Source organism: Idiomarina rhizosphaerae (genome assembly GCF_024159085.1).
Lineage (GTDB): Bacteria > Pseudomonadota > Gammaproteobacteria > Enterobacterales > Alteromonadaceae > Idiomarina > Idiomarina rhizosphaerae.
Window position 1 is genome coordinate 123,800 of record NZ_JAMZDE010000006.1, and the last position, 25,552, is coordinate 149,351.

Below are 25,552 nucleotides of genomic sequence, written 5' to 3' on the forward strand. Positions count from 1 at the left end.
ATGACAGTCGCGTTATAAAACGCGACTGTCGGAGGGAACTTACAAAAAGGGGTTATTTAACGACTTTTATTAACTGCTTGCCAATATCAGTATTGTCCATATAGCCACCGAAATTCTCGCTATACGGGCCGGCGGCAAAGACCGGAACATCAACACCGGTGTGCCCGCTGGTTGTCCAGCCGGTACCAGTAATATCACCAGTTATATAGACCAACGCCTGATGCAGGGCCTCTTGTTGCTCTTCACCTTCTGCTTCCGCGGCAATAGCAAGCTCATCAAGATATTCCTGAGTCAGCTCAAAGTTAACTTTGTCGGCTACATACTCCGCCCAGTTATCAGTATCCATGGTAGCCATTTCCTTACTCATGGAGGCAATAGAGCTTTCAATTTTCATAACACGGTCAGAATGCCAGGCATACTCACCGTCTCGCCCTAATGTCAGGCCGCCAGTTGAATGATCAGCCGTCATAACAATTAAGGTATTGGGGTTCTTTTCGCGGTACTCGCTCACCACTTTCAATGCGCGGTTTAGCCCGTCCATTTCGTGTACGGCACAAGCGATGTCATTAGCATGACCACACCAGTCAATTTCGCTGCCTTCAATCATTAAAGCGAACGGCTGCTGCTTTTTATCTAGTAAACGCAAAGCGGTACGTGTCATATTGGCCAACGCATCAACATCGCCATCAATAGCAAAAGGCAGACCTTTTTCCGCAAAAAGCCCCATCACAGGCGTAGTCTCAACAGAGCTCAGCTTTTGCATATCGGTTACTACCTGCATACCGTGCTCCGGCAATACATCCAGCCAGTTTTTGTCGTCACGGTTAAAATAGCTTTGTCCGCCACCTAGCATCACATCAAAAGACGGCTTACCTTCAACCACCTGAGTCGCAATTTTATCGGCTATTTGGTTATATTCGTAGCGCGACGGGTGATGAGTGAAAAACGATGCCGGTGTTGCATGGTTAACTTGGGATGTGGATACCGAGCCGGTTGACCAGCCATTCTCACGAGCCAGTTCCATAATGCTTTGCAGTGGGTATTTATCTGAATCGACCGCAATAGCCCCGTTATAGCTTTTCACACCCGTGGCCAAAGCGGTTGCACCTGCGGCTGAGTCGGTAACCCAGGTATTATCATCCGGATAGGTGGTTGCGGCGCCTTTCAGCATGGCATCAAACTCAGTTTCAGCAATAGTTTTGCTGTCTAAATCAGACATGGCATAACGGTACGCGCTAATATATTCAAACCCCATACCATCACCAATAATATAAATAATATTGGGTTTCTGTTCTTCTGCCTGCACCATTGTTGATGCCAAAGCCAGTCCAATACCGGCTGCCAATGCTTTGAGTTTCATACCACGACTCCTTTGTGAATAACCTAACCAGTATACCAAAGCGCGAATGTCAGGAATATGACGATAGCCGCAGAATCATTGCCGTTTAGCGGTAATATTACCGTCAGCCAGACGAACTTCTATTGATTCACCCACAGCCACTTGCTTTTCGCTACGAACAACATCGCCGTTTTCTGTAAGGACGATAGCGTAACCCCTTTCCAGAGTATTCAAAGGACTGACAAGGTTCAGAGACTGCATCAACTGTTGCTGCTGAGTTCGTTTGTCTTTTAAAACTCGTTGCATAACCTGCGGTAATCGTTGCTGCTGCGTCTGAAGTTTTTGCTGCAAACGCTGTAACTCTTTTTGCGGATGCATAGCCTGCAGGCGACCGTGTAAATAAGACGCTTGCTGCTTCTGTCGCGCCAGGCGGTTCTGTAACGCCCGGTTAGCTCTGGCTTGCAGTTCATCGGCCAACTGCGACTGTTGTTGCAACTGTCGTTGCGGGTGCTGCTGTTGCAGCCGGGTTTGTAAAAATTGCCAACGCTGCTGTAAACGCTGCAACAATCTTTGCTGCGCCAGACCTAAGCGCTGTTGCAGTGCCTGTGCCTTTTGCTGTTGCTGCTGTTGGTCTCTGGTGACTAACTCAGCGGCTGCGGACGGTGTCGGAGCGCGGACATCAGCAACAAAGTCGGCAATAGTAAAGTCAATTTCATGACCCACAGCGCTAATGGTTGGCATGGGCGCTGTCGCCAAAAGACGCGCAAAAATCTCATCGTTAAAACACCACAAGTCTTCCAGAGAACCACCGCCACGGCTGACTAACAGTACATCCACTTCATTACGTTCAAATGCCGTTTTTAGCATAGCCTGCAACCGCGGAACAGCTGCCTCTCCCTGTACCGCGCTCGGATAAATAACCACTTCCACGCCGGGATCCCGGCGTTTCATCACCGCCAGTATGTCTTTTATCGCAGCACCGGTGGGTGAGGTCAGCACGCCGACTTTGCGAATATGATCGGGTAGTAAGCGCTTACGTTCCGCCGTAAATAACCCTTCAGCGGACAGTTTCTCTTTTAGTTGCTCATAACGCTGCTGTAAAAGCCCCTGACCGGCGTCTTCAACCTGCTCAATAATCAGTTGGTAGTCGCCCCGCGGTTCGTAAACCGTGACTTTAGCGCGTACCAGTACCTGCATACCATTTTGCGGCCGAACCTTTGCACGCTGATTCGCATTGCGGAACATAGCGCAGCGAACCTGAGCCCGCTCGTCTTTTAAAGTGAAATACCAGTGTCCTGAACCCGGCGCGGCAAAATTTGAGATTTCTCCAACCAGGCTTATTTGGCCAAAGCCTTGCTCTAACAGTTGTCGAATCTCAGTATTTAACTGGCTGACCGAATACACCATGGGCATCACTCTTGTTTCGAAATTAAAAATAAATCATACCATATTCCGCTGACAACGAAATAAACCCACCTAATTTAGACGTCTAAATGTCTTGACGGCTTTATATCTATTTATTACAGTCGAAGCATCACTCAGAATATTGAGGTTAACTATGGTTCAGCCAGTTGCCCGCAGTTTTTACGCAGACACTCCTTTCGCACGTCTTAAAGGTTATCGCTATGGCGATCCTGATAAACCGGTCGTTGTTGTTCAGGGCGGGATTAGTGCCAGTGGCCTAATCTGGAAGCCTGATAAGAGCGGTTGGTGGCAGTCACTGCATCCGCTCTTTTCAGAGCTGACTGATGTGCAAGTCATCAGCTTCGACTACCCCGGAGGCATAGGAGGCTCAGAGTGTCCGTCCGTGCCTTTAACGGTACAGCAACACAGTGAAGCCATACGACACGCACTGAAGCAGGAAACCGACAACCTACAGGCGTGGATCGGGGGATCTTTTGGCGGTGTTCTGGGACTTCAGTATGCAGCTGATCACCCAGCTGAATTGCTACGTTTAAGTGCTATTGGCGCGGCTCATAAACCGTCAGTTCATTCCGCTTTATTACGCTACTTTCAACAGGCACTCATTCAACGTTGCGATGATAAACAATCGGGCATTATTCTGGCACGCGCGCTGGCAATGCTGAGTTACCGTACCGCGGAAGAATTCGAACAACGTTTTAACCATGCGGACGATGCCTTTGAATACTTACTGTATCAGGGCGAAAAACTCTTGAAGCAAAACGGCAATGGCTGCCGCAGCTTATTTACGCACCTTACGCCGATACTCAACGATTACGCCATTGACCCAACCCGTGTACAGGCAAAAGTGCAGCTAGTCGATTTTAACAACGACGCTATTGCCCCGCCCAGTCTGGTTAATGAACTGGAAAACTTGCTTCCTAACACTTTTGGCCGGGTCACTATTGAAACGCCTTTCGGTCACGATGGTTTTATCAAGAATGTTGAACAATACCAATCGGCTTTAACGCATTTTTTAACTGAATCTGAACTGGAGTCTGTATGAAAGACGAAACACTGGCTATACACCATGGCTATGAAACTGATCCAACGACTAAGTCAGTAGCTACCCCCATTTACCAAACCGTTTCCTACGAGTTTGATAACGCACAGCACGGCGCTGACCTGTTTGACCTGGCAGTTGAAGGGAATATTTATACACGCATTATGAACCCGACCAACGATGTTCTGGAAAAACGTGTCGCAGAACTGGAACATGGTGTGGCGGCACTTGCCGTAGCTTCAGGTATGGCAGCCATTGAGTACGCATTAATTACGCTTGCCCGTCAGGGCGATAACATAGTGACGACACCACAACTCTACGGCGGAACCTACACACTATTCCAGCATATGTTGCCTTCATTTGGCATTGAAGTCCGTTTTGCCGAATCGGATAAAGCCGAAGACATAGGCAAACTTATAGACGATAAAACTAAGGCGGTATTCTGCGAGAGTATTGGCAACCCGGCGGGAAACATCGCCGATTTAGAAGGCTATGCTGAGGTCTCCCACCAACATGGCGTTCCGCTGGTCGTGGACAACACGGTTGCTACACCGATACTTTGCAAACCCATTGATTTTGGCGCTGACATTGTGGTGCATTCACTGACCAAATATATTGGAGGTCATGGCAATTCAGTTGGCGGACTAATAGTCGATAGCGGACGGTTTGACTGGGTTAAGCAAAAACAACGCTTTCCTCAGTTTAGCTCACCGGAACCGGCTTATCACGGCGTGATTTATACCGATGCGTTCGGTCCGGCGGCCTTCATAGCCCGCGTTCGCACTGTCGCCTTGCGTAACACCGGAGCCTGCTTGTCACCCTTTAATGCTTTCCTGTTATTGCAGGGTTTAGAAACTTTACCTTTGCGTATTGAACGCCACTGCGAAAACGCGCTAAAAGTGGCTGAATACTTACAGTCGCACCCGGAGGTAGACTGGGTCAACTTTGCCGCACTACCGGAGCACACTAACTACGAACGGGCAAAAAAATATATTAAAAATGGAGTTCCTGCGTCGCTGCTAACCTTTGGCGTTAAAGGCGGCTACGATGCAGGTGTTGCCTTCTACGATAAACTAAAGCTGTTTAAGCGACTGGTCAATATTGGTGACGCAAAGTCGCTGGCCTGCCACCCGGCTTCAACAACTCACCGCCAGCTGTCTGCCGAAGAACAGGCCTCTGTTGGCGTAAAACCAGAAGCCATTCGTTTATGTGTTGGCATTGAAAATGCGGAAGATATTATTGCCGATATCTTTCAGGCACTCGCTTAAGCGCCCACAAAAAAGGCCACTGTTGAAGTGGCCTTTTGTCAGAACAACAATAAGTTAATCGTCTTTTTTCAGGTGAACGTCCATTTGGGGAAAGGGAATACCAATGCCCTCTTCGTCCAGACGGTCTTTAATACGCTCTAATAAGTCCCAGCGGGTCGGCCAGTAATCCTCGTTTTTCGTCCACGGGCGAACGTTAAAGTCGACTGATGAATTGCCAAGATTAGTCACCGTAACAACAGGCTCGGGATCTTTTAATACCCTTTCATCGCTGGTAATAACATCCATCAGGGCTTTCTTCGTCTGCTGCAGATTCGCGCTGTAACTTACACCAATAACCAGGTCGATACGGCGCAGTTCCTCGCGATTATAGTTAACAATAGGACCACCGATAATCTCAGAGTTAGGTACAAAAACTACTTTTCGGTCGGGGGTTTTCATAATGGTCTGAAAAATATTAATTTGCTCAACGGTTCCAGAAACACCACCAGCATCAACGTATTCACCCGCACGAATTGGGCGGAACATAATAAGCAGGACGCCAGATGCAATATTAGACAGTGAGCCCTGCAACGCCAGGCCAATTGCCAGGCCAGCCGCACCTAATATGGCAATGAAGGAAGTGGTTTCAACGCCCACATGCGACAGTGCCATCATAATAGCGGCAATGAATATCACCGTTTTTAAGATTGCACCGACAAAGCTGATAACAGCACCATCAACCTCGCGCTTTTTCATACCTTTGGTCATGACACCCGTCACGGTGTTAGCAACAATTTTACCGACGATAAGTATCGCAATAGCGATGATAAATTTAATCGAGAAGCCGATCAGCATGTCCTGATTATCGTTAATCCACTGGACGATGTTATCCATACAAATTCCTTATTTCGCAAAGACTTTAATTAGTGATTTATTATTACAGTAATCATAAACGTTTTTGCCCGCAAGTGGGATCACAAGCGAAATGAGTAACGTCCACGCGAATCTGGCGTTCCCATGTATTGCATCATTTTAGCCAGCCCTTCCGGGGTTTCCAGAGTCGGCTTAACTGTCCCCTCAGCACTGAAACTTTGGCTGTTAATGCTACCTTTAAAATCTAACCCAAGACTGTTGTTGCCATTCATGGCTAAGCCCACCGAGTTATTGTCATTACAGCTAAGTTCCACCGGAAAGTCTCCCAACGACTGCCATTGATTATTCACCAACACCCGAATTTGCTCGCCTTGTGCCTTACCTTTTAACTCGTCACACCAACGTACCGGCCCGGGAGCAGTAACAACAAAACTGTCTAATGACAAACGCCAGTTTCCCCCGGTCTTTAAAGGTAAGCGTGTATTTGCCAACTGCAACAGAGCATTAACATCACCACTGGCGGTAATATCTTTGGCCCCGACTTTAGTGGACCCCGCCAGCAGACGTCCATTCAGCGAAAACGGATTGTTCTTTGCAGGCAAATTGACATCCATCACCAGCTCGCCCAGAAATACCGACGACACCTGCCAGTTCCAACTGAGGTTAGTCAGTACGATATCGTCAACTGCCACCTGCCCGGCAACACCATTCCACAAACTCCCACTGACCTGAGAGAGCCGGACGTTATCCGGCAAAGGAAACCAGTAGATGACCCTTGCCGGTAACATTACCAGCATGGCAACCAGATACACGACCACTAACCAGGGTATCCAGCGTTTTAAATTCATGAAGCCTCACTTACTAATAGTTTACGTAAACGCACCTGTCCGGGCGTATTTAATTTTGCAATATCTACAGCTTTTAGTGCTAACCCCTGGCGTTGCTCCAGTTCAGCTAAAAAGCTTAATAAATCAGAAAAAGCCACCTCATCAACACTTAACAGATACTCCTGCCCCTGAGGCTGCAAACGCGCAATTTGAATATCCTGTGCCGCTGCAGCACGATTAATGCGTTGACTGACAGAACCCGATGCACTTTGTTGCTGAGAGTTGCTCTCTTCCAGCTTTTTATAGCGCGCTATTGCCCGCTGAACCCATTGGTACTGCTGCTGTTGAGCTGCAAGCTGACGCTCTGCATTGGCTACTGCCTGGGAGCTGGGCTGCCAAATGACAAAGTACAGAAAAGCAATAAACAGTACTCCTGCCAAAACAGCTAACAAGCTCTGCTCGCGGTGGTTAAACTGCTGCCAGCGTTGCTTACCTAAATCCAGATAAGGCGTTAAATGACGACTAATTCTTTTCATGACTGCGCCCCCTGAGCATCGAGTTGCACGGTTAAAGACCCCGAAACTTGTTCACCCCGGTTGCTCATGGAGCCGGCTTCAACAGTTAACCCTTCGGCTTTTGCCGCCTGTTGAAAAGCCTCAAATTGAGAAAAGCTGCTGGCGGTTGCCTGTAAGCGCAATTCATTGTTTTGAAAGCGAAGTAACTCAAGCTGCAGTTCAGGCTGCGACTTAAACGCAGGAGCCAGTTGCTGCAAAACCGCGAGCACTGACGCTTCATCCGCGCTACCCAGTCCAAGGCTTTCCAGTTGTCGTTGTAACTGTACTTTTAAGTTCACAATACGAGTCTGACCGGGAAAGGCATCACGATAGAGTTCCTCAGCCTGCGCTTTTAAAGTGTCACGCTGAGACTCCAGTTGCCAATAGCGTACGCCGTTTAATAACACGGCCAAAACAAAGAGTACACTCGCGGCAGTAGCCAGCCCCTTCCAGGGCAAGTCAACTGAACGTTTTGCCCGTTGTGAGCGATAAGCCCCCTGCCTTAAGTTAATACAGTTCCCTGTCGCGATACTTTGCACGGCAATAGTAAAAGGCACCTCAATATCAGCAGGTGTTAAAGGTGCTGGCGATTGCGGCCAGTTTAACGCGCCATAGTGAATAATTTCCGTTGGACTGTCTTGTTCAGCAGCAAAAGCTGGTGCTAACTGGGCAAACTGGTCTTTTTCTATAGTAAAGCCCTGCCATTCAGCGGTTCTGACAATAACACTGTCGGCGAGCTCTATCGCCTGCCAGGTATCGTTCTGATGCGGCAACAGAAAACAGTCGGGCACCCAGAAAGCCGAATCAATACCGGCTTCGGTTAATACCTGCAACCAGTAATTCATTCGTTCTTTAGCAACTACAGCAACCGGCAATTCTGTGCCTTTTAGATCCGGCCAGGCAAAGTGCAACTGCTCAATATCTGTCGCCAGCTCTTCTTCCAAAGCATAAGGAATAATGCGTTGTAAATGCCTTTTTGTGCCTGCGGGCAATGTCACTTTCGTCATCGAAACATCTTGCCCGGGCAAGGCTACAATGACTTCGCAACGGTTGGCTTTGTCTTTTAACTGAGCAAGCTCTGCTACCGAACTCAGCTCTCCACTGGCAATTAATTCTTGCTGTCCTTTGTGCCAGACCAACCAGGGTATGGGTTCGTTGGTACCATAAGCCGGTAACCGCAGAATCAGTGTTTCATGCATAAACTAATCTCCCATCGCCCGGTACAAAGTTTGTACTCGACCTTCGTTTAAATGTAATACCGAGCGCGCTCTCATTTCTACTTCGCCCCACTGAATCATCGCAATCAACTGAAAATACTCACTACTCACGGTCAGTTCCGACAACTCACCTTCTAATTCCGATCGCACTCCCGAAAGCTCAGCTAACTCAGCGAGTTCTTCATCGGATTCGTAGCCTTGAGGCGGTCGATTACTCAGCAACGCCATAGCGTCAGCAAGTGCTAACTTACCTTCGGTAATCCCGGTTAAAATCGCAGCCTGATCCTGTTCCAAAGTATTAATATTAACTTTTAAATCTGTCTCATTCGGAATAACGCAAGCAACAGAGTGTAGAGTATTGACAATTTTAGCGCTGTATCCACGCACCATTCTTAGCTCGCTCATCTCAAGGAGTTGGCTGTTTGCGGCCAAATAAGGCTTAGGTAAACTCTCGTAGTCAGGGTCTTCGGCACCGTTACTGCCCGACAACTGACTGTCTTCATCCAGCCAGTCTACCAGACTGTCGGTTAAAATCTCGGCCTGATAGTTATCAATCTCCAGTGCTTCCAGCAGCGCTTTGTATTGTCGTTTGCGTTTTTCCAGAGTCCCGGGGTCTTCTGCATCGGTAACCAGGCTATTAAGGTTAAAGCAGCTGTATAAATCCCTGACTTTCGCGGCAATCTGCCCACCTTCTACCGGAAAAGGTCCGCTGCGCTGAGCCCAGTTTTGTTCTTTATGCGCAACTCCATCGTTCTCTTCCAGCTCAGTTTGCAGCACTTCTTTTAGAACATCCTCTGCGCTTAACCACATCCAGTAGCTTTGTTCAGCTTGCTGCAAGTTACCCATACGAGTTATTTGCAACTGTAGCTTTCCGCCTAAATTCACAGCAATAACCGACACAATAGCAATAACCAGCAAAACCGTTATCAGTGCAGCTCCGGTCTGTAATGACTTACCCCGGCTAATTTGCACGTTGCAGCCCTCCGCTATTACTTTCCACTTGCTGTCCTACTGCGGCTATCAAAAACACGCGTCTGATGGTGCCAAAGTTTTTGCTACGAATGGTCACTTCAACGGCTTGAGGTAAATCGCCGGAGCTTTCCCAGCTGTCGCTCCAGCCTTGTTCTAGTCCCTGATTCGCGTTACTCACGCCATCACTGCGGTAAAACCGAAAAGACAGTTCTTCAACGCCTTCTAATAAGGTCTGAACGGATGGCTCTGAGGAGCGATCATTAACGAAAGTCTCGGTTACTCGCTGCAAATTCCCATCCCATAAACGGTAAACTACCGGCTGCAATTCGCTTCGGGGCATCATGTTACCGGGGTTATCAAAACCACTTCTGACAAAGGCCAGCACACCGCCGTCAGAATCGAAGTAACCCGGATCATTACTCAGGTATTGATGGGTAACCTCGACACCAGATGGCCGCGTTGGTTTAGCGACCATTTGCCGAATATCCTGCTGTATCAGCAACTGGCTGAACTGCAGACGCTCCAGCTGTTCACGCTGTTTTTGAGATTGCTCTTCGGTATTGACCATCTGGTTCAGAACCTGAAAGCTGGCAATACCGATAATGGCAAATATCACCATGGTCACCAGCACTTCTACTAAGGTAAAACCTTTGTTTGCGGCGTTAACGCTCATTGCTCGTTTCCCCCGCTGAATCGGGTTTACGCACATAACGGGTTAACCGAAAGTGTTCGCGACCGTCCTCGTTTTTCATCACTTTCACCGTTACTGCAACAACATTTGGCGTTACCGTTTCAACCACCTGTTGTTGCCAGTACCAGGTAACACCAGCCTGCTCCTGCTGGCCGCTACGTTTATCTTCAAGTGGCCACTTGTTCTCAAGCGACAATTCCGCGAGACGATTAGAAGCTACGTACTGAGCAAAGGTTTTATCCTGTAAAGCGCTTAGCCCAGTCAGGTGCCCACTTGCGGCCTGCAATGCGGCAAGCGCCGCCAGACTGAATACCGACAAGGCGACCATCACTTCAATTAAGGTAAAGCCGCGTACCCACCGCATAGTTACTCCGGAGCCTCGGCAGAAATACTAACTTGCCAGCTGTTTTCAGCAATAAGCCAACGATCAGCATCGGGGTCGTTTAAATACTCAATATGCACTTCAAATAGTGTCATTTCACCGCTGGGTAGAATCAGAATATCGGGAATTATGCTGTCTTCGTCACTTTCCTCAGCAAACAACCCGCTACTCAACGACTCGTTCTGTTCCAGTATTTCCAGACCCCGGCTAGTGAACTGCCAGCGTAGTGGACTCTCTGTTTCCTGAGCGCGTAAACCACGAACGTGCTCTTCGCGCCATTGCTCGTCTTTCCAGAACAAAAAACGATAGCCATCTTCTTGAAATTTTAATCCGAGAGGTTGTTGTCGAACCATAGCGTATTCGCGGGCATAGTTTAGCTGTTGACGTAAACTCACGGCCGCATTTTGAGGGGAGTCCTGGCCCCGTTCACCGCCGGGCAGCGTAAACATAACAGCGCTGGCGATGAGACCGAGAATGGCCATCACCAGCATAACTTCAATTAAAGTAAAACCAAATTGACAACGCTTATTGATCACGGTCGTTGTTGCCAATCATCCAGTTGCCAAAATCATCATCCGTTCCGGGCTGACCATCCTGGCCTGGGGAAAAAATATCGACGTCATCGTACTGACCGGGATTCAGTAGCAAATAATCGTTACCGTAGGGGTCCTGAGGTAAACGACGAATATAACCACCGTTACGGTAGCTGCGTGGCTGCGGATCCATGTTCGGTTCATTGACTAAGGCTTCAAGACCCTGCTCAGTCGTCGGGAACATACCGTTATCTAAGTGGTACTGAGCCAGTGCGTTTTCTAAAGCGACAATATCAGCTATCACTTTTTGTTCATTCGCTTTTTGCTGGTTACCCAGTACGTTCGGCAACACCATAGTGGCCAAAATACCGATAATGGCAATAACCACCATTACTTCGACCAATGAAAAACCTTGTTGATTACGTCTCATAGCTAAAGCCCTACACTATTATTTAATTGTAAAATGGGTTGAATGATAGACAGCACAATAAAGAACACGATACCTGCCATCGTCACTATCAGCACCGGCTCAAATACTTTTAAACTAACCGACACCAAGTTTTCAAATTCTTTATCCTGATTATCGGCCGAGCGTTTTAACATTTGTTCCAATTCACCGGATTTCTCGCCTGCAGCTATCATGTGCAGCATCATTGGCGGGAACAACCCCGTTTCCTGTAACGCACCACGCATTGATGCCCCTTCCCGGACGCGTCCGGCCGCTTCATCTACCGCCTGACGTATGGCTAAATTACCAATGACCGACGAGGTAATACGCAACCCGTCAAGCAAGGGTACCGCTGAAGAAGTCAATATGCTTAAAGTCCGGGCAAAACGGGCAGTACTTACCCCTCTTATGACCTTACCCAGCATGGGAAGTTTTAACAGGCTGCGATGATATTTCAGGCGGTTCTTTTCATTTCTTAACCACTGGTTAAAAGCCACCAGTACCAGAACAATACCAATAAGTAACCACAGCCCCCAGTTTTGCAGAAATTCACTAATGGCTATCATAGCCAGAGTGGTTGGCGGCAAGTCCTGGCCCATAGTGGAAAAGTTATCCACTATTTGCGGTACAATAGAAACCAACAGAAAAACCACAATGCCGATAGCAACCAAAGTTAGCATAAGCGGGTAGATAAGCGCCTGGGTCAGTTGGCTTTTCATGTGCTGGCGTTGCTCAGTATAGTTTGCCAGCTCATCCAGTACAGTATCTAAATGACCAGACTTTTCCCCGGCAGCCACCATAGCAGTATATAAAGAATCAAAAACACCGGGAAACTCTGACATCGCTTCGGCAAGGCCATAACCTTCAACCACTTTACTGCGCACCGACATCAGTAATTTTTTCAGGCGCGGCTTTTCAGTTTGATCAGCAACCGCCAACAATGCCTGCTCAATGGGCAACGCTGAACCTACTAAGGTGGATAACTGACGGGTAATTAGCGCTAAATCCTGTGCTTTAACCTTTCGTTGCGGAAGCCCAAACCGGGGCTGTAGCGTTTTCTTTCTGTCTTGATCCGCTGCCGGCTCAATGGTTAAAGGCATTAAGCCTTTTTCACGCAATAACTGACGTACCTGTCGCTCAGTATCGGCTTCCAGTACACCTTTTTTCTTTCTGCCATTAGCTTCAACGGCTTGGTATTCAAATGCTGCCACCCTCTACTCCTCGCGGGTAACCCGCAGCACTTCTTCCAGCGTTGTTTTGCCTTTCAGTACTTTTGCTAATCCGTCCTGGCGAATACCGGGCGTCGACTGCCGAATATACTTTTCAATAGACTGTTCACCGTGACCGTTATGGACTAACTCACGTACATGATCGTCCACCAGCAGCAGTTCATGAATACCCGTACGCCCACGGTAACCGGTATAATTACATCGCTCACAACCCGCGGCACGATAAATCACACTGGTATCGGAAGCAGCAAGTCCCAGCATATTCTTTTCTTCATCATCAGGCTCGTGAGGCTGTTTGCACTCGCTACAGAGTGTCCGCACCAGGCGCTGTGATAACACAGCTAATAAGCTTGATGAAAGCAGGAAAGGTTCTACGCCCATGTCTTCCAGACGAGTAATAGCGCCGGCGGCCGTATTGGTGTGCAATGTAGACAAGACCAGGTGACCGGTAAGCGACGCCTGCACCGCAATTTGCGCGGTCTCTACATCACGTATCTCACCAACCATTACTACGTCCGGGTCCTGGCGCAAAATAGCGCGTAAGCCGCGGGCGAAGGTCATATCCACCCGAGGGTTAACCTGAGTCTGCCCAATACCATCAATGGCGTATTCTATCGGGTCTTCGACTGTCAGAATATTACGGTCTTTAGAATTAATTTCGCTAAGCCCGGCATACAACGTCGTACTTTTACCTGAGCCCGTGGGGCCGGTTACCAAAATAATGCCGTGGGGTTTGTAAATCAGTTCCTGGAAAATTTTTCGGTTGCCGTCAGTCATTCCCAGTTCAGTCAGGTTGAGCCGCGCGTTGTTCTTATCTAATAAACGCAAAACAACCCGCTCACCATGGTTCGACGGCATAGTCGACACCCGGACATCCACTGCCCGGCCAGCAATAAGCAAAGAAATGCGCCCATCCTGTGGGACACGCTTTTCGGCAATATCCAGCTGTGCCATAACTTTTATGCGCGACACCAGCAGCGATGACAACTTACGATTTGGTCGCAACACTTCGCGCAAAACGCCATCTATACGAAAACGTATGAGCAAAGCTTTCTCAAAAGTCTCAATATGAATATCTGAGGCGCCCTCTTTTATCGCTTCGCTCAGCATGGCGTTAATCAGCTTAATAATAGGCGCGTCGTCTTCACTTTCGAGCAAATCTTCGGTCTGCGGCAGCTCATCAGCCAGAGAGAATAAATCGGACTCGTTGCCAATATCTTCCATTAACTGCTGGGCTTCCGATGAGTCTCGTTGATAAGCACGGGTTAACAGGCTTTCAAAGTCGCTTGCGGCATGCTCCTGAAGAGTGACCGGTTGACCCAGCGCGCGCCTCACTTCTTTTAACGCAGCAGCCGAAATACCGGCGCGGCAATGCAAAATTAACGGCTCACCCTGCTCAACCACCACGCCAAAGCGCTTAGCAAAGCTGAAAGGAAGGCGAGCTGTTGCAATGGCACTGGCTTCAGTCATTTTGCGGCTCTTCATTCTGTTCGTCGCTCTTCTCACTACCCTGCTTTTTCAGGTATTCGTCAAAGCCCGGCGGTAACGTCAGTTCACTGTCCCAGTCGTTAAGCAACGGTGAGTCTTCAGAAGGCATTAGCGAGATACCGCGCGAACGTTCATCCAGTTGCAGCGCCCGCATATAATTGTATTTTGCCGAACTTAACTCACGCATACGGTTCCCGTCACGGACTATGGTGGGACGGATAAAAACCATCAGATTGCGCTTTTGCTTAGAGGTTGAAGTTGAGCTAAATAATTTACCCAAAATAGGGATATCGCCCAAAATAGGAACTTTAGATACAGATTCCTGCACGTCTTCATCAATCAGACCGCCCAGTACAATGGTCTCGCCATCGTCAGCCATAACTGTAGTTTTCAGCTCACGCTTATTAATAATAACGTCAACCGCAGTGGCACCACTTAAACTGGACACTTCCTGCTCTATCGTCATTTGTACGGCGTCACCCTCGTTAATTTGAGGCGTTACTTTTAACTTAATACCTATCTCGGTGCGATCAACCGTCTGGAACGGGTTATCGTTGTTATCACCCGTAGTAGAGCCACTAATAGTAGGCACTTCCTGACCAACCAGGAAACTCGCTTCTTCGTTATCGACGGTAACAATACTTGGAGTGGCCAGAATATTTGAACGCTTATCCTGAGTAACGGCCTGAACCACCGCAGCCCAGTCATTCTGAATGGTACCGAACATCATACCGTTTACCGAACCCAATAAATTCGCCAACAACGAAACATCGCCGGGTTCATCCGGTTCTGTCGTCGTCACCTCGACCCCTCCATCTGTTATCCGAGTCGTCGTTGTACCTTCCCTTTCACGCGCCTGATAAGCACCCGCAGCCAAACTTCCAATAGGTACCTGATTACCATTATTATACTGAACCATACCGCCGTCTTCACTGATCCACTGCACACCAAAGTCAACGTTATCGCCTTCCATAATCTCAACAATAATGGCTTCAACCTGAACCTGAGCACGGCGAATGTCTAAGTCGTGAATCACTTTTTCCAGCGACGCCAGCATATCTTTTTGGGCGGTAATGACCACTGAGTTTGTCGGCTCATGCGGGCTGATACTGACCGTTTCATCACCTCCGGTACGACGGCGCTGAGTTGCCCCACCGCTACTTGACTGTTGTTCAACTTCAGCCTGAATAGAACGGCTGACATCTTTCAACACTTCAACCACTTCAGGCGCTTTCGCATACTTTAAGTAGAAAACACGAGTGTTACCTTCGGTTTTTAAGTCCTGATCAAGCTGTTTAATCAGCTTGACGACTCTGGCACGGGCACGGGGCTCACCGCTAACAATAACGCTATTACTACGATCGTCGGCAACAATTTTAGGAATAAGCAATGCCGGTACGCCTTCATTATTTTTCTCGAACAGCGACTGAGCTATACGAACAATTTCACTGGCTGACGCATACTCCAGGCTAATCATATCAACATCCTGATCGCCAGCCCGGTCTACCCGTTCAATAATCTCAACTAAACGCTGCACTGTTTCAGCGCGCCCGGTCATCATGATCACATTTGATGGGTCATAACTGACGACCATGCCACCACCGCTTTGATCATTTAACTGACGCAATAAAGGAGCAAGCTCCCTTACGGAGACATTCTCTACCGGCACAACCCGGGTCACCATAGTGTCGCCCATAAGTTTTGTGTCACTACCAATAACAGGCAGCGAAGAGGTTTTTGCGTCTTTATCACGAATGACTTTCAGGACGCCGGACTCCATTTCAACGGTGGCAAATCCGTAGACCTCAAGAACATTAAGAAAAAACTGATAGTACTGCTCTTCATCCATCACATCGTAGCTGCGCACATCAATTTTACCCCGCACGTTAGGGTCAATAATGATGGTTTTGCCTAAGTTTCGGCCGACAACCTGAATAAACTCGTTAATATCAGTATTTTTAAAACTGGCGGCATATTCTTCGCTGCTTAATGGTGAACTCATCAGTGTTAATGCCAAACCGAGAGCTCCCAACCATGCTTTTAAGCCACTCTTTGCCACTGTCATATCAATTATCCTGTTTTACCGGTAGCTCAAACGACAGTTCCATCCTTTCACCGCCGCGCTCAATTTCTATGGTGACCCGCTCTTGTTCCGACAGTTCCTGACTAGCAAGCATGGCCTGCTCCATGTCGGTCAAATCGAACCCGTTAATAGCCACTGCAAGATCACCGTTCTGGAATCCAGCATCCCGAAATAACTCGGGGTTCTTGCCTGAATTCAGTTTGTATCCTTTTAACTCGCCATTAATTTGTACTGGCGAAATATTCACGTAATCGAGTAACGACGAAGGATTATCAGCAACCTGTGCCAACTGTTGTTCGACAGTTGCATCATCATTAACCGGATTGCTGTCATCACTATCGACAGGTACCAGCGCACCGCTGTTATCTGAGTCACCTACAATTAGAGACAGTGCAGGCCTGTCTTCACCAATGTCTTCCATTTTCAAAGTTTCTAATCGGCCGTTATTATCAAGAATAACGCGATCTGCATGAATCTCTTCTACAGTCACAGATGAACTGCCAAGGCTCTCACCAATAATGTAGGTTTGTTGCTTGCTGCCTTGCTGAATAATAGCCGCAGAACGTTCAGGGTTAGAACTGGCAGATACGCCTATCAGACGGACGTTTAATGATGTTTTCGGCGCATTTTGAACGCTTTCAGAACGGTTTCCCCGCTCTGCTGCTCCAAAAAGATTCAGCGCTGTTAAAGTCTCTAAATTCATCGAGCCAGTTGCAGTAGAGTCAACCGTAACTATAGGTAACACTGCGCTGTCGTCGGGCTCTGCAGGGTTAATTAGTGACCAGGTAAACCGAGCCAGCAATACCGCAACCAAAAACCATGCGAAAGCCGTTAGCGCTTGCATTAAGCGGCGCCACATTTGAGTATCTTTAAATATTTGTTGGAGTCGGGCAGTCACTTTATTCTTATTCTTGTTACACTGACAAAAGGCGATTCATGCATTCTAGCGCAGGCGACATGAGTCAACAATCGGTTAACACAAAGTTTATAACGAATTCGTTGCGTTTTTATGACAAAAACTCGAAAAGAAAGTCCCATTCGTCTGGATAAATGGCTGTGGGCAGCAAGATTCTACAAAACCAGAGCACTTGCCCGACAAATGATTCAGTCAGGCAAAGTACATTATGATGGGCAACGTAGCAAGCCTTCTAAGGTTGTGCAGGTTGGCGCTATTATCACTTTGCGGCAGGGCTTCGATACAAAAGAAGTTGAAGTCATGGAGTTAAGTGAACAACGCCGCGGCGCCAGCGAGGCGCAATTACTCTACAGGGAAACTCCTGAGAGCGTAGAAAAGCGCGAAAAAAATGCGGAAGCAAGAAAACTTAATGCGTTGTATAATCCGCACCCGGATGGACGGCCAGATAAGAAACAGCGCCGTCAACTTATCAGAATGAAAGACAGCGGTGAGTAAACCGCTTGTTGTCGATAAACAGGAGTGCCCATGGAATACCCAACTGACCAATTGTCACGCTACACCTTTGAAGAGCATGATGTGCGGGGTGAGCTCGTTCAGTTGACCAGCAGCTATCAAACCTTGCTCCGTGGTCATGACTATCCTGCACCTGTTCAGGAATTGCTTGGGCAAATGATGGCAGCAGTATCATTACTAACCGCCACTTTAAAGTTTGAAGGCCATATTGCAGTGCAACTTCAGGGCGACGGGCCTCTTAACTTTATTGCCGTTAATGGCAATCATAATCAAGAGTTAAGAGGCATCGCACGATTAAAATCCGAGCTTGGTGCAACGGATTTACAATCGATGATAGGAAAGGGTCAGTTGGTCATTACCTTAACCCCGGATACTGGTGAACGTTATCAGGGCGTTGTCAGCGCGGATGCCGACTCCATCTCTGCCATGCTAGAAAACTACTTCGAACAGTCAGAGCAATTGCACACCCGGGTTTGGTTACACGCCGATGGCGAACACGCCGCAGGCATGTTGTTACAGCGCCTGCCCGCTACCGGGAAGGACTTAACCGGGTTCGAACATCTGGCAACTCTGACCAATACAATTACCGCCAAGGAAATTTATACGTTACCCGCAGAAGAGTTACTGCACCGCTTGTATCACGAAGAGAAAGTGCATTTATATCCATCGCAATCCGTCAGTTTTGTTTGTGGATGCTCGCGTGAACGTACGTTAGAGGCATTGGCTTCAGTAAGCCCGGAAGAAATTCAGGAAATTTTAGCCGAGGAAGGCGAAATTATGATGAGGTGTGATTATTGCCTGACCGAGTACCGCTTTGCGCCGGCAGACTTCAATTAACAGAGACAAAAAAGCCTGCATAATTAGCAGGCTTTTCTCGTTTAAAACTACTTTTTCTTTTTCAGGAACTTCATCAGGCGTCTGCGTTTTCGCTGCTGCGACAAAGTAAGCTGGTTTTTCTTACCTTCATACGGGTTAACCGGTTCACGGAATTCTACTTTTATTGGCGTACCCATAACGCCCAAAGACTTCCGGAAGTAGTTAATTAAATAACGCTGATAAGCGCCCGGCAAATCTTTTACCTGGTTACCATGAATAATAATACGCGGTGGATTATAGCCACCCGCGTGCGCATATTTAAGTTTCACCCGGCGACCACTAACCAACGGCGGCTGATGTTCTTCCTGCGCCATTTCCATTATTTTCGTAAGCTTAGAGGTACTAATTCGTTGCGTTGCGCTGGTGTAAGCTTCTTCAACCGACTCAAATAAATGGCCAACGCCCGTACCGTGCAGTGCGGAGATAAAATGCAAGCGGGCGAAGTCGACGAAACCTAAGCGTCTATCCAGCTCGCGCTTTATCTCTTCTTTGTGGTCATTTTGCAAACCATCCCACTTGTTCACCGCTATAACAATTGAACGACCGGCATTTAACGCAAAGCCAATTAAGTTGAGATCCTGATCACTGATGGTTTCGCGTGCATCAACCACAATAAGAACAACGTTTGCGTCTTCAATTGCCTGCAAGGTCTTAACCACCGAAAACTTCTCAATAGCCTCACCAATACGCCCACGACGACGGACTCCTGCGGTATCAATCAGAACATATTCACGCTCGTTCCGCTGCATAGGAATATACACGGAATCGCGAGTAGTGCCGGGCATGTCATAAACGACAACCCGCTCTTCACCCAGTATACGATTGATTAAGGTTGATTTACCGACGTTCGGACGACCGACAATAGCCAGTTTTAATGGCAGTTTGTCGTAGTCAATTTCATCATGCTCCAGCTCTTCAGACTCAACGTCCTTGGGGACGATAACATCTGGGTATTCTTCCGCTATTGGCTTAAAGCAAATCTCTAGTAACTGCTCAACCCCACGACCGTGAGCCGCCGCAATACCGTAAAGTTCGCCTAAAGATAACGAATAGAAGTCGGCCATTGCCGAATGGGCATCTATACCGTCAATTTTGTTACAGACCAGGTAAACTTTCTTATTCTGTTTACGCAAATGGTCGGCAATGGCCTGATCGCCAACGGTGACTCCGTCACGCGCATCGACCATGAAAAGAACGACATCGGCTTCGTCAACAGCAAGCAGTGACTGCTTTGCCATTTCCTCGTCAATGCCTTCTTCATCACCATGAATACCACCGGTATCAATAACAATAAATTGATAACCGTCGTAATTTGCCTGACCGTATTTACGATCCCGGGTTAACCCGGGAAAGTCCGCTACCAGTGCGTCGCGAGTCCGCGTTAAACGATTAAAAAGCGTGGATTTCCCCACATTTGGGCGCCCAACCAGCGCGACAACAGGTAACATCTCTTATTCATTTCCTGATTGAGTATCGAGCGCGATGATATCACCGTCCCGAGTTTGTACATACATAATGTTGTTATCTACGACAGGAGCAACATAGACTCCATCGCCGCCAACTTCATAACGACCCACAATGTTGCCGGTCTCGCTATCTAACCAATGCAGATAGCCGTCAAAATCGCCAACAACAATATTACCGCGATGCCATGCCGGTGCGCTCAACTTACGCCCAAACAGCTCAGTGTTACTCCAACGCTCAATACCACCGCTCTGGTCAAGTGAGTATACGTGGCTGTTCACATCGGTTAAGAAAATTCGGCCACTAGTCACCAACATGTTCTCAAACGCTTTGTAGTCGCGTTTCCAGCGCACTTCGCCACTCATGAGTTCAAGCGCGACCAGCTCTCCGTTGAACGCAACCATATACAGGGTAGTTCCCTGCGTAGCGGGTCTTGCGTCAACGTCGGCTAAACGTTCCAGTTCTGTACTTCCACTGGGCTTACCAATAGGCTGACTCCAGGCTTGCTGCCCACTGTCTGCAATTAGCACCATACCGGAACCGTTGCTATCACCAACTACAACACCACCACTAATAATCGCCGGAGCGGAGGCACCACGAACAGTCAGCATGGGGGTCTGATACTCATATTCCCATTGTTCTTCACCGGTTTCGGCATCCAGACTAATGACCTTTCCACCTCCAGTGTGAACAACAACACGACCTTCGCCGACGGCTGGGTCTGACATGACCTCGTTATTCACCTCTGTATGCCAAACAAGATCGCCAGTCTCAGCATCTAAAGCAACAACATCACCATTTTCAGTACCAAGAAAAACACGATTATATTGAGCAACTAAGCCACCAGATATGCGCGCCGGGAATGGGCTAGCAAATAAGCCGCTAAACCAGCCTTCATCCGTTGCTTCATCAAATCTAATACGCTGACGCAAATCAATTCGCCACAAGCGCTCACCTGTGGACTTATCAAATGCGCTGACGATGCCATTTCGGTCAGCGGCGAAAACCTTGCCATATTCAACCACAGGATTCAGTCGGGAGAAGTGCTCACCAATACCGCTTCCGACAGAGGCGTCCCATAAAACTTTTGCTTGTACTTGCTCGGAAATAGGCTGAAGTACAGCAAACTTAGGCTCTTCATCATCGTCACCGAAAATGGAGCAACCACTAACAAGAACTGCAGCAGTCAATAACAAACTGCCTTTGGTAAAGCGTTTAATCAATTGCATTATGACTTAACCAGGCTGTTGAGTTTCATTTGCAGCGCCGGAGTCAATGACTCACCAGCCTGCAATGCGCGTTCGTATGCGGCACGAGCTTCTTCGGTATTACCCTGCTCAGCCAAAATGTCGCCTTCAAGCTCTGCGGCAAAGCCCGCATAAGCTTCTGGCAAAGGTTTCTTAACCAAGCTTAAAGCAGCGTCAAGCTGTTCCTGAGCAATTAATACCCGAGCTAGGCGGATACTGGCTAAGGCCGACATGTTTTCATCTTCAGCGCTGTCGACAACCGACTGCAGTGCTGTAACCGCCGTTGCTAAATCAGCGCGCTCCACCGCGTGCTGAGCCAACTGCAAAGCCACCAACTGCGCGTAAACATTTTCAGGGTTTTCGCTAACAAACTCTTGCGCTTTCAGTACCGCATTTTCGCTACCTTCGGAGAGCTCGGCCGTCAATTGCTCATAGTTTGCTGAAGCACGCTGCTGAGTTTCCAGCGTATGCTGATCATAATAACGCCAGCCATAAAACAAACCAAAGCCAATTACCACACCGGCAACAATACCTTTACCGTGTTCTTTCCAAAACTCTTTTAAACGTTCTACTTGTTGTTCTTCGGTATTATCCACCTGACTACCCTCTTGTCAGCGGCTGCAGAAACTCAATAAGTGCCTGCCAGCCCAGAGTTTGTTGTTCTTCAGCAGTTCGTAACGGTTTTACGGTTACCTGCTGCTGAGCGATTTCATCTGCACCGATAATCAGTGCCACTTGTGCACCCGACTTATCCGCTTTCTTCATTTGTTTTTTCATAGAACCGCCACCACAGTGGCTTACCAGTCGAAGTTCCGGTAACTCATTTCTCAGCTGTTCGGCAATTCGCGGGGCATTTAGTTCCGCTTCTTCGCCTAGCGGCATTAAGTAAGCATCTACCACTCGTCTTGGGGTCAGCTTACCTTGTTCTTGTAACAACAGTACCAGGCGTTCCATGCCCATCGCAAAACCGACCGCCGGCGTTGCCTTACCACCTAACTGTTCAACCAGCCCGTCATAACGACCGCCGGCACAAACGGTACCCTGAGCGCCCAGAGCCGTGGTAACCCATTCAAACACGGTACGGTTGTAATAATCCAGACCACGAACCAAACGTTCGTTTAAAGTATATGAAATACCAGCCGCTTCCAGGCGAGCCGTTAATTGCTCAAAATGCTCTTTAGATTCAGCGTCCCAGTATTCAGATAAACTAGGTGCACCTTCCAGAATCTTCTGAGTATTTTCGTCTTTACTGTCCAGAATACGCAATGGGTTGCTTTCGAGCCGGCGTTTACTGTCTTCATCCAGCTCGCTTTCATAGCCAGACAAGTAAGCTTTTAACGCATTGCGATAATTCGCCCGGGCTTCATTAGATCCCAGAGAGTTCAGTTGCAGCTCGACCTGATCGGCAATACCAAACTCGCGCCATAATCTGGCTGAAAGCAGAATGACTTCCGCATCAGCATCGGCGCTATCTAAACCAAAGGTCTCAATACCAAACTGATGAAACTGGCGATAGCGACCTTTTTGCGGGCGTTCGTAACGGAACATAGGGCCCATATACCACAACCGCTGAATTTGGTTGTACAACAAACCATGTTGATTCCCCGCACGCACGCAGCTCGCTGTCCCTTCTGGGCGCAAGGTCACGCTTTCGCCGTTGCGGTCATCAAAGGTATACATTTCTTTTTCAACAATATCGGTAACTTCACCAATAGAGCGTTTAAACAGTTGTGTGCTTTCCAGCACCGGCATGCGGATTTCGCTATACCCGTAGCTTGCAGCAACACGCCGTATTACTGCTTCAACCTGTTGCCAGGCCGGACTCTGCTCTGGCAACAAATCATTCATGCCACGAATTGCTTGGATTGTATTCGCCACGGAACCTTCTCGTCTGGTTATCGATACAGAAAATAAGCGGGTATTATAGGGACTTTGTCGATGCGGGTAAAATCAACCGTTAATTTCTTTTACGTCAATTTTATTAGCTTCAATGAACTTAACCTGTTCGCGAATTTGAGCTTCCAGTTCATCCACTAAATTTTGGTTGTCCAGCCGGAGTTTTTGACGTGCTCCGCCAATGTACAAGCCACTTTTGTTTTTCGCACCGGCAAGGCCGACATGCGATACCAGAGCCTCGCCCGGGCCATTAACCACACAGCCTATTATTGAAACATCCATTGGAATAGTAATATCTTCCAGACGCTCCTCTAAGGCATTAACGGTGTTAATAACATCGAATTCTTGTCTGGAACAACTTGGGCAGGCAATAAAATTAATACCCCGTGCGCGAATACGCAGTGACTTTAATATATCAAAACCTACTTTAATTTCTTCAACCGGGTCGGCAGCGAGCGAAACCCGTAGCGTGTCACCAATACCCTCAGCCAGCAACATGCCTAAACCAACGGATGATTTCACCGCGCCGCTGCGTTTCCCACCGGCTTCGGTAATACCTAAATGCAGTGGTTGATCAATTTCTTTCGCCAATAAACGATAGGATTCAACGGCTAAAAATACATCGGAAGCTTTAACGCTGACTTTAAAATCGTAAAAGTCCAGCTTATAGAGAATATTGACATGCCGCATTGCCGATTCTACTAACGCCTCAGCTGTCGGCTCCCCGTATTTTTCTTGCAGATCTTTTTCCAGCGAACCGCCATTGACCCCAATACGAATTGGAATGTTGCGTTCACGTGCTGCATCTACTACGGCTTTAATTCTGTCTTCGTGACCAATATTGCCCGGATTAATACGTAGGCAATCCGCGCCATATTCGGCAACTTTAAGCGCAATACGGTAATCAAAATGAATGTCAGTGACTAAAGGCACTGGACTGCGCTGCTTTATTTGCTTAAAAGCTTCGGCAGCTTCCATTGTTGGTACAGACACACGAACAATATCGGCACCAGCTTGAGCCAGGGCTTCGATTTGCGCTACGGTCGCATCAACATCGGTTGTTTCGGTATTTGTCATGGACTGCACAGCAATCGGTGCGCCATCGCCAATAGGCACATTACCTACATACAAGCGGCGGGAAGGGCGGCGTTTAATTGGATTTTCGTGCATCATAACCTTAAATTGACCTCTACTGCTCTTCTGACGGTACGGTAAAGCGCGCGACACGACCAGTCCGGAACTGGTCCATATTAAAGGCATTACCGTTAAAGCTGACATTAACAGCTTCAGGTTTACACAGTGTTACTGAAAAAGGTGCTTCGCCCGGAACCGGCATACGGTAGCCCGCAGCTTTTACACCAACAGCCTGAGTTTCACCGGAAGCATCATCAATTTTAACCCAACATTCTTCGTTAAACTCTAACACCAGGCTGGCTGAAACAGCTTCTGGTTGCGGCGACGGCTCAACAGCTTCTGACTCGACCGAAGTTTCAGCTTGGTTATCTGTCTGCTCGACACTTTCAGTTGGTAACTCTTGGGTATCGCTAACATCATTAGCCGCCGACTCAGTGTTAGCGGCCTGCGATTCGTCGTTATTCTCGCCGCTTTCACTAACGGGCTCTTGTACCGACTCGACCGCAACATTAGTGTCATCAGCTTCAACTTCTGACTCTAATATAGCTTCATCTTCATTCGGCTCAATTTGTGGTTCTGTCGGTTGGTTTAAAATTTCAATTTCACCAAGGTTACCAGCTTCACCGTCAGTATCTGCCGGGGAAATCTCTGAACTTCCCTGAGTACCTGTTTCGCCTTCACTAAAACCAAGATCCGGCTCTTGCCACCACCAAATAACCAAGGCCACAACAATAATGATAACCACATAAGTAATTAACATTAAGCGGTTGTCGCTCTCTTCATGCTTTTTCCGTCTTGAGAAGCTTTGCATCTGACTGCTTTCAACTTCTTTATAGCCTCTGGCTTTATAAGCTTCAAACAACTCAGTGTCGTCTAAATCAAGCAGTTTAGCGTAGGAGCGCAAATAGCCTTTAATAAAGGTTGCCGTAGAAAAAGTTGAATAATCATCAGCTTCCAGCAATTCAATAATCTGCTTTCGCAAACGCAACTGGTCTGCAACCTCGCGTTGCTCTAAACCTTTGGCTTCACGGGCTTCTCTCAGAATTTCGCCAGGACCTTTACTCGGCTTTTGCTCTGTTTCTTGTGCCGCTTCCGCTTCTGGCTTTTTGTTATCTTGTGTTGATTCGTTTTCAGCAGTCATGATTGTAAGGGGTTTCCC

At 48.0% G+C, this 25,552-nt stretch carries 25 protein-coding genes; 4 read left to right on the forward strand and 21 right to left on the reverse strand.

All coding sequences use genetic code 11. From position 1 onward, the window contains the following. Positions 1-52: 52 nt before the first annotated feature. Positions 53-1,360 (reverse strand): alkaline phosphatase, encoded by a 1,308-nt coding sequence (locus NJR55_RS06230; protein ID WP_253618786.1) that lies wholly within the window; start codon positions 1,358-1,360, stop codon positions 53-55. Positions 1,361-1,435: 75 nt separating this feature from the next. Next, entirely contained in the window at positions 1,436-2,746 is a 1,311-nt protein-coding gene (gene xseA, locus NJR55_RS06235; protein ID WP_253618788.1) for an exodeoxyribonuclease VII large subunit, read from the reverse strand. Positions 2,747-2,897: 151 nt separating this feature from the next. On the opposite strand from xseA, the gene NJR55_RS06240 reads away from it, so the two are divergent. Next, a complete protein-coding gene (locus NJR55_RS06240) occupies positions 2,898-3,806 on the forward strand; it encodes an alpha/beta fold hydrolase (protein WP_253618790.1) in 909 nt (302 codons plus the stop codon). Then, positions 3,803-5,071 (forward strand): O-acetylhomoserine aminocarboxypropyltransferase/cysteine synthase family protein, encoded by a 1,269-nt coding sequence (locus NJR55_RS06245; RefSeq protein ID WP_253618792.1) that lies wholly within the window; start codon positions 3,803-3,805, stop codon positions 5,069-5,071. The genes NJR55_RS06240 and NJR55_RS06245 overlap by 4 nt, the downstream gene beginning before the upstream one ends. A gap of 54 nt (positions 5,072-5,125) precedes the next feature. Here the strand turns inward: NJR55_RS06245 and NJR55_RS06250 are convergent, their stop codons facing one another. The 13 genes from NJR55_RS06250 to gspC all read right to left on the reverse strand — a co-directional run bounded on the left by NJR55_RS06250 (position 5,126) and on the right by gspC (position 17,206). Next, positions 5,126-5,944, reverse strand: a complete 819-nt coding sequence (locus tag NJR55_RS06250) for a mechanosensitive ion channel domain-containing protein (protein WP_253618794.1) — start codon at positions 5,942-5,944, stop codon at positions 5,126-5,128. An 80-nt stretch (positions 5,945-6,024) separates the two neighbouring features. After that, a complete protein-coding gene (locus NJR55_RS06255) occupies positions 6,025-6,771 on the reverse strand; it encodes a type II secretion system protein N (RefSeq protein ID WP_253618798.1) in 747 nt (248 codons plus the stop codon). Next, positions 6,768-7,286, reverse strand: coding sequence for a type II secretion system protein M (locus tag NJR55_RS06260; protein ID WP_253618800.1), 519 nt, complete (start codon positions 7,284-7,286; stop codon positions 6,768-6,770). Before NJR55_RS06260 ends, NJR55_RS06255 begins: the two co-directional genes overlap by 4 nt. Then, positions 7,283-8,503, reverse strand: coding sequence for a type II secretion system protein GspL (gspL, locus tag NJR55_RS06265; RefSeq protein ID WP_253618802.1), 1,221 nt, complete (start codon positions 8,501-8,503; stop codon positions 7,283-7,285). The genes NJR55_RS06260 and gspL overlap by 4 nt, the downstream gene beginning before the upstream one ends. A 3-nt stretch (positions 8,504-8,506) precedes the next feature. Further along, a complete protein-coding gene (gspK, locus tag NJR55_RS06270; RefSeq protein WP_253618804.1) occupies positions 8,507-9,493 on the reverse strand; it encodes a type II secretion system minor pseudopilin GspK in 987 nt (328 codons plus the stop codon). Then, complete coding sequence (gene gspJ, locus NJR55_RS06275; RefSeq protein ID WP_253618806.1) at positions 9,483-10,166, reverse strand: type II secretion system minor pseudopilin GspJ; 684 nt, start codon at positions 10,164-10,166, stop codon at positions 9,483-9,485. The genes gspK and gspJ overlap by 11 nt, the downstream gene beginning before the upstream one ends. Further along, entirely contained in the window at positions 10,156-10,548 is a 393-nt protein-coding gene (gene gspI / locus NJR55_RS06280; protein ID WP_253618808.1) for a type II secretion system minor pseudopilin GspI, read from the reverse strand. The genes gspJ and gspI overlap by 11 nt, the downstream gene beginning before the upstream one ends. A 2-nt stretch (positions 10,549-10,550) precedes the next feature. Next, positions 10,551-11,117: a type II secretion system minor pseudopilin GspH gene (gene gspH / locus NJR55_RS06285; protein WP_253618810.1), complete on the reverse strand. Its 567-nt coding sequence runs from the start codon at positions 11,115-11,117 to the stop codon at positions 10,551-10,553. Next, complete coding sequence (gene gspG / locus NJR55_RS06290) at positions 11,092-11,529, reverse strand: type II secretion system major pseudopilin GspG (protein WP_253618812.1); 438 nt, start codon at positions 11,527-11,529, stop codon at positions 11,092-11,094. The genes gspH and gspG overlap by 26 nt, the downstream gene beginning before the upstream one ends. Before the next feature lie 2 nt (positions 11,530-11,531). Continuing rightward, positions 11,532-12,758, reverse strand: a complete 1,227-nt coding sequence (gspF, locus tag NJR55_RS06295; RefSeq protein WP_253618814.1) for a type II secretion system inner membrane protein GspF — start codon at positions 12,756-12,758, stop codon at positions 11,532-11,534. 3 nt (positions 12,759-12,761) lie between these two features. After that, the gene (gspE, locus tag NJR55_RS06300) at positions 12,762-14,246 is read right to left on the reverse strand and encodes a type II secretion system ATPase GspE (RefSeq protein WP_275978067.1); all 1,485 of its coding nucleotides are present in this window, start codon (positions 14,244-14,246) and stop codon (positions 12,762-12,764) included. Beyond that, positions 14,239-16,329 (reverse strand): type II secretion system secretin GspD, encoded by a 2,091-nt coding sequence (gene gspD / locus NJR55_RS06305; RefSeq protein WP_253618818.1) that lies wholly within the window; start codon positions 16,327-16,329, stop codon positions 14,239-14,241. Before gspD ends, gspE begins: the two co-directional genes overlap by 8 nt. Before the next feature lies 1 nt (position 16,330). Further along, on the reverse strand, positions 16,331-17,206 hold the full coding sequence (gene gspC, locus NJR55_RS06310; protein ID WP_253618820.1) for a type II secretion system protein GspC: 876 nt from the start codon (positions 17,204-17,206) through the stop codon (positions 16,331-16,333). A 150-nt stretch (positions 17,207-17,356) separates the two neighbouring features. Here gspC and hslR point away from each other — a divergent pair, with 150 nt between their 5' ends. Next, positions 17,357-17,758, forward strand: a complete 402-nt coding sequence (hslR, locus tag NJR55_RS06315) for a ribosome-associated heat shock protein Hsp15 (RefSeq protein ID WP_253618823.1) — start codon at positions 17,357-17,359, stop codon at positions 17,756-17,758. A 30-nt stretch (positions 17,759-17,788) separates the two neighbouring features. After that, positions 17,789-18,613: an Hsp33 family molecular chaperone HslO gene (gene hslO, locus NJR55_RS06320; RefSeq protein WP_253618825.1), complete on the forward strand. Its 825-nt coding sequence runs from the start codon at positions 17,789-17,791 to the stop codon at positions 18,611-18,613. A 47-nt stretch (positions 18,614-18,660) separates the two neighbouring features. On the opposite strand, the gene der is transcribed toward hslO, so the two are convergent. The 6 genes from der to NJR55_RS06350 all read right to left on the reverse strand — a co-directional run bounded on the left by der (position 18,661) and on the right by NJR55_RS06350 (position 25,534). Beyond that, positions 18,661-20,100, reverse strand: a complete 1,440-nt coding sequence (der, locus tag NJR55_RS06325; protein WP_253618828.1) for a ribosome biogenesis GTPase Der — start codon at positions 20,098-20,100, stop codon at positions 18,661-18,663. A 3-nt stretch (positions 20,101-20,103) separates the two neighbouring features. After that, complete coding sequence (gene bamB / locus NJR55_RS06330) at positions 20,104-21,345, reverse strand: outer membrane protein assembly factor BamB (protein WP_253618830.1); 1,242 nt, start codon at positions 21,343-21,345, stop codon at positions 20,104-20,106. Further along, complete coding sequence (locus NJR55_RS06335) at positions 21,345-21,959, reverse strand: YfgM family protein (protein ID WP_253618832.1); 615 nt, start codon at positions 21,957-21,959, stop codon at positions 21,345-21,347. Before NJR55_RS06335 ends, bamB begins: the two co-directional genes overlap by 1 nt. A gap of 4 nt (positions 21,960-21,963) precedes the next feature. Next, positions 21,964-23,241, reverse strand: coding sequence for a histidine--tRNA ligase (hisS, locus tag NJR55_RS06340; RefSeq protein ID WP_253618834.1), 1,278 nt, complete (start codon positions 23,239-23,241; stop codon positions 21,964-21,966). 72 nt (positions 23,242-23,313) lie between these two features. Then, on the reverse strand, positions 23,314-24,432 hold the full coding sequence (ispG, locus tag NJR55_RS06345; protein ID WP_253618836.1) for a flavodoxin-dependent (E)-4-hydroxy-3-methylbut-2-enyl-diphosphate synthase: 1,119 nt from the start codon (positions 24,430-24,432) through the stop codon (positions 23,314-23,316). Positions 24,433-24,448: 16 nt separating this feature from the next. Beyond that, positions 24,449-25,534, reverse strand: coding sequence for a RodZ domain-containing protein (locus NJR55_RS06350; protein WP_253618837.1), 1,086 nt, complete (start codon positions 25,532-25,534; stop codon positions 24,449-24,451). Positions 25,535-25,552: the final 18 nt, after the last annotated feature.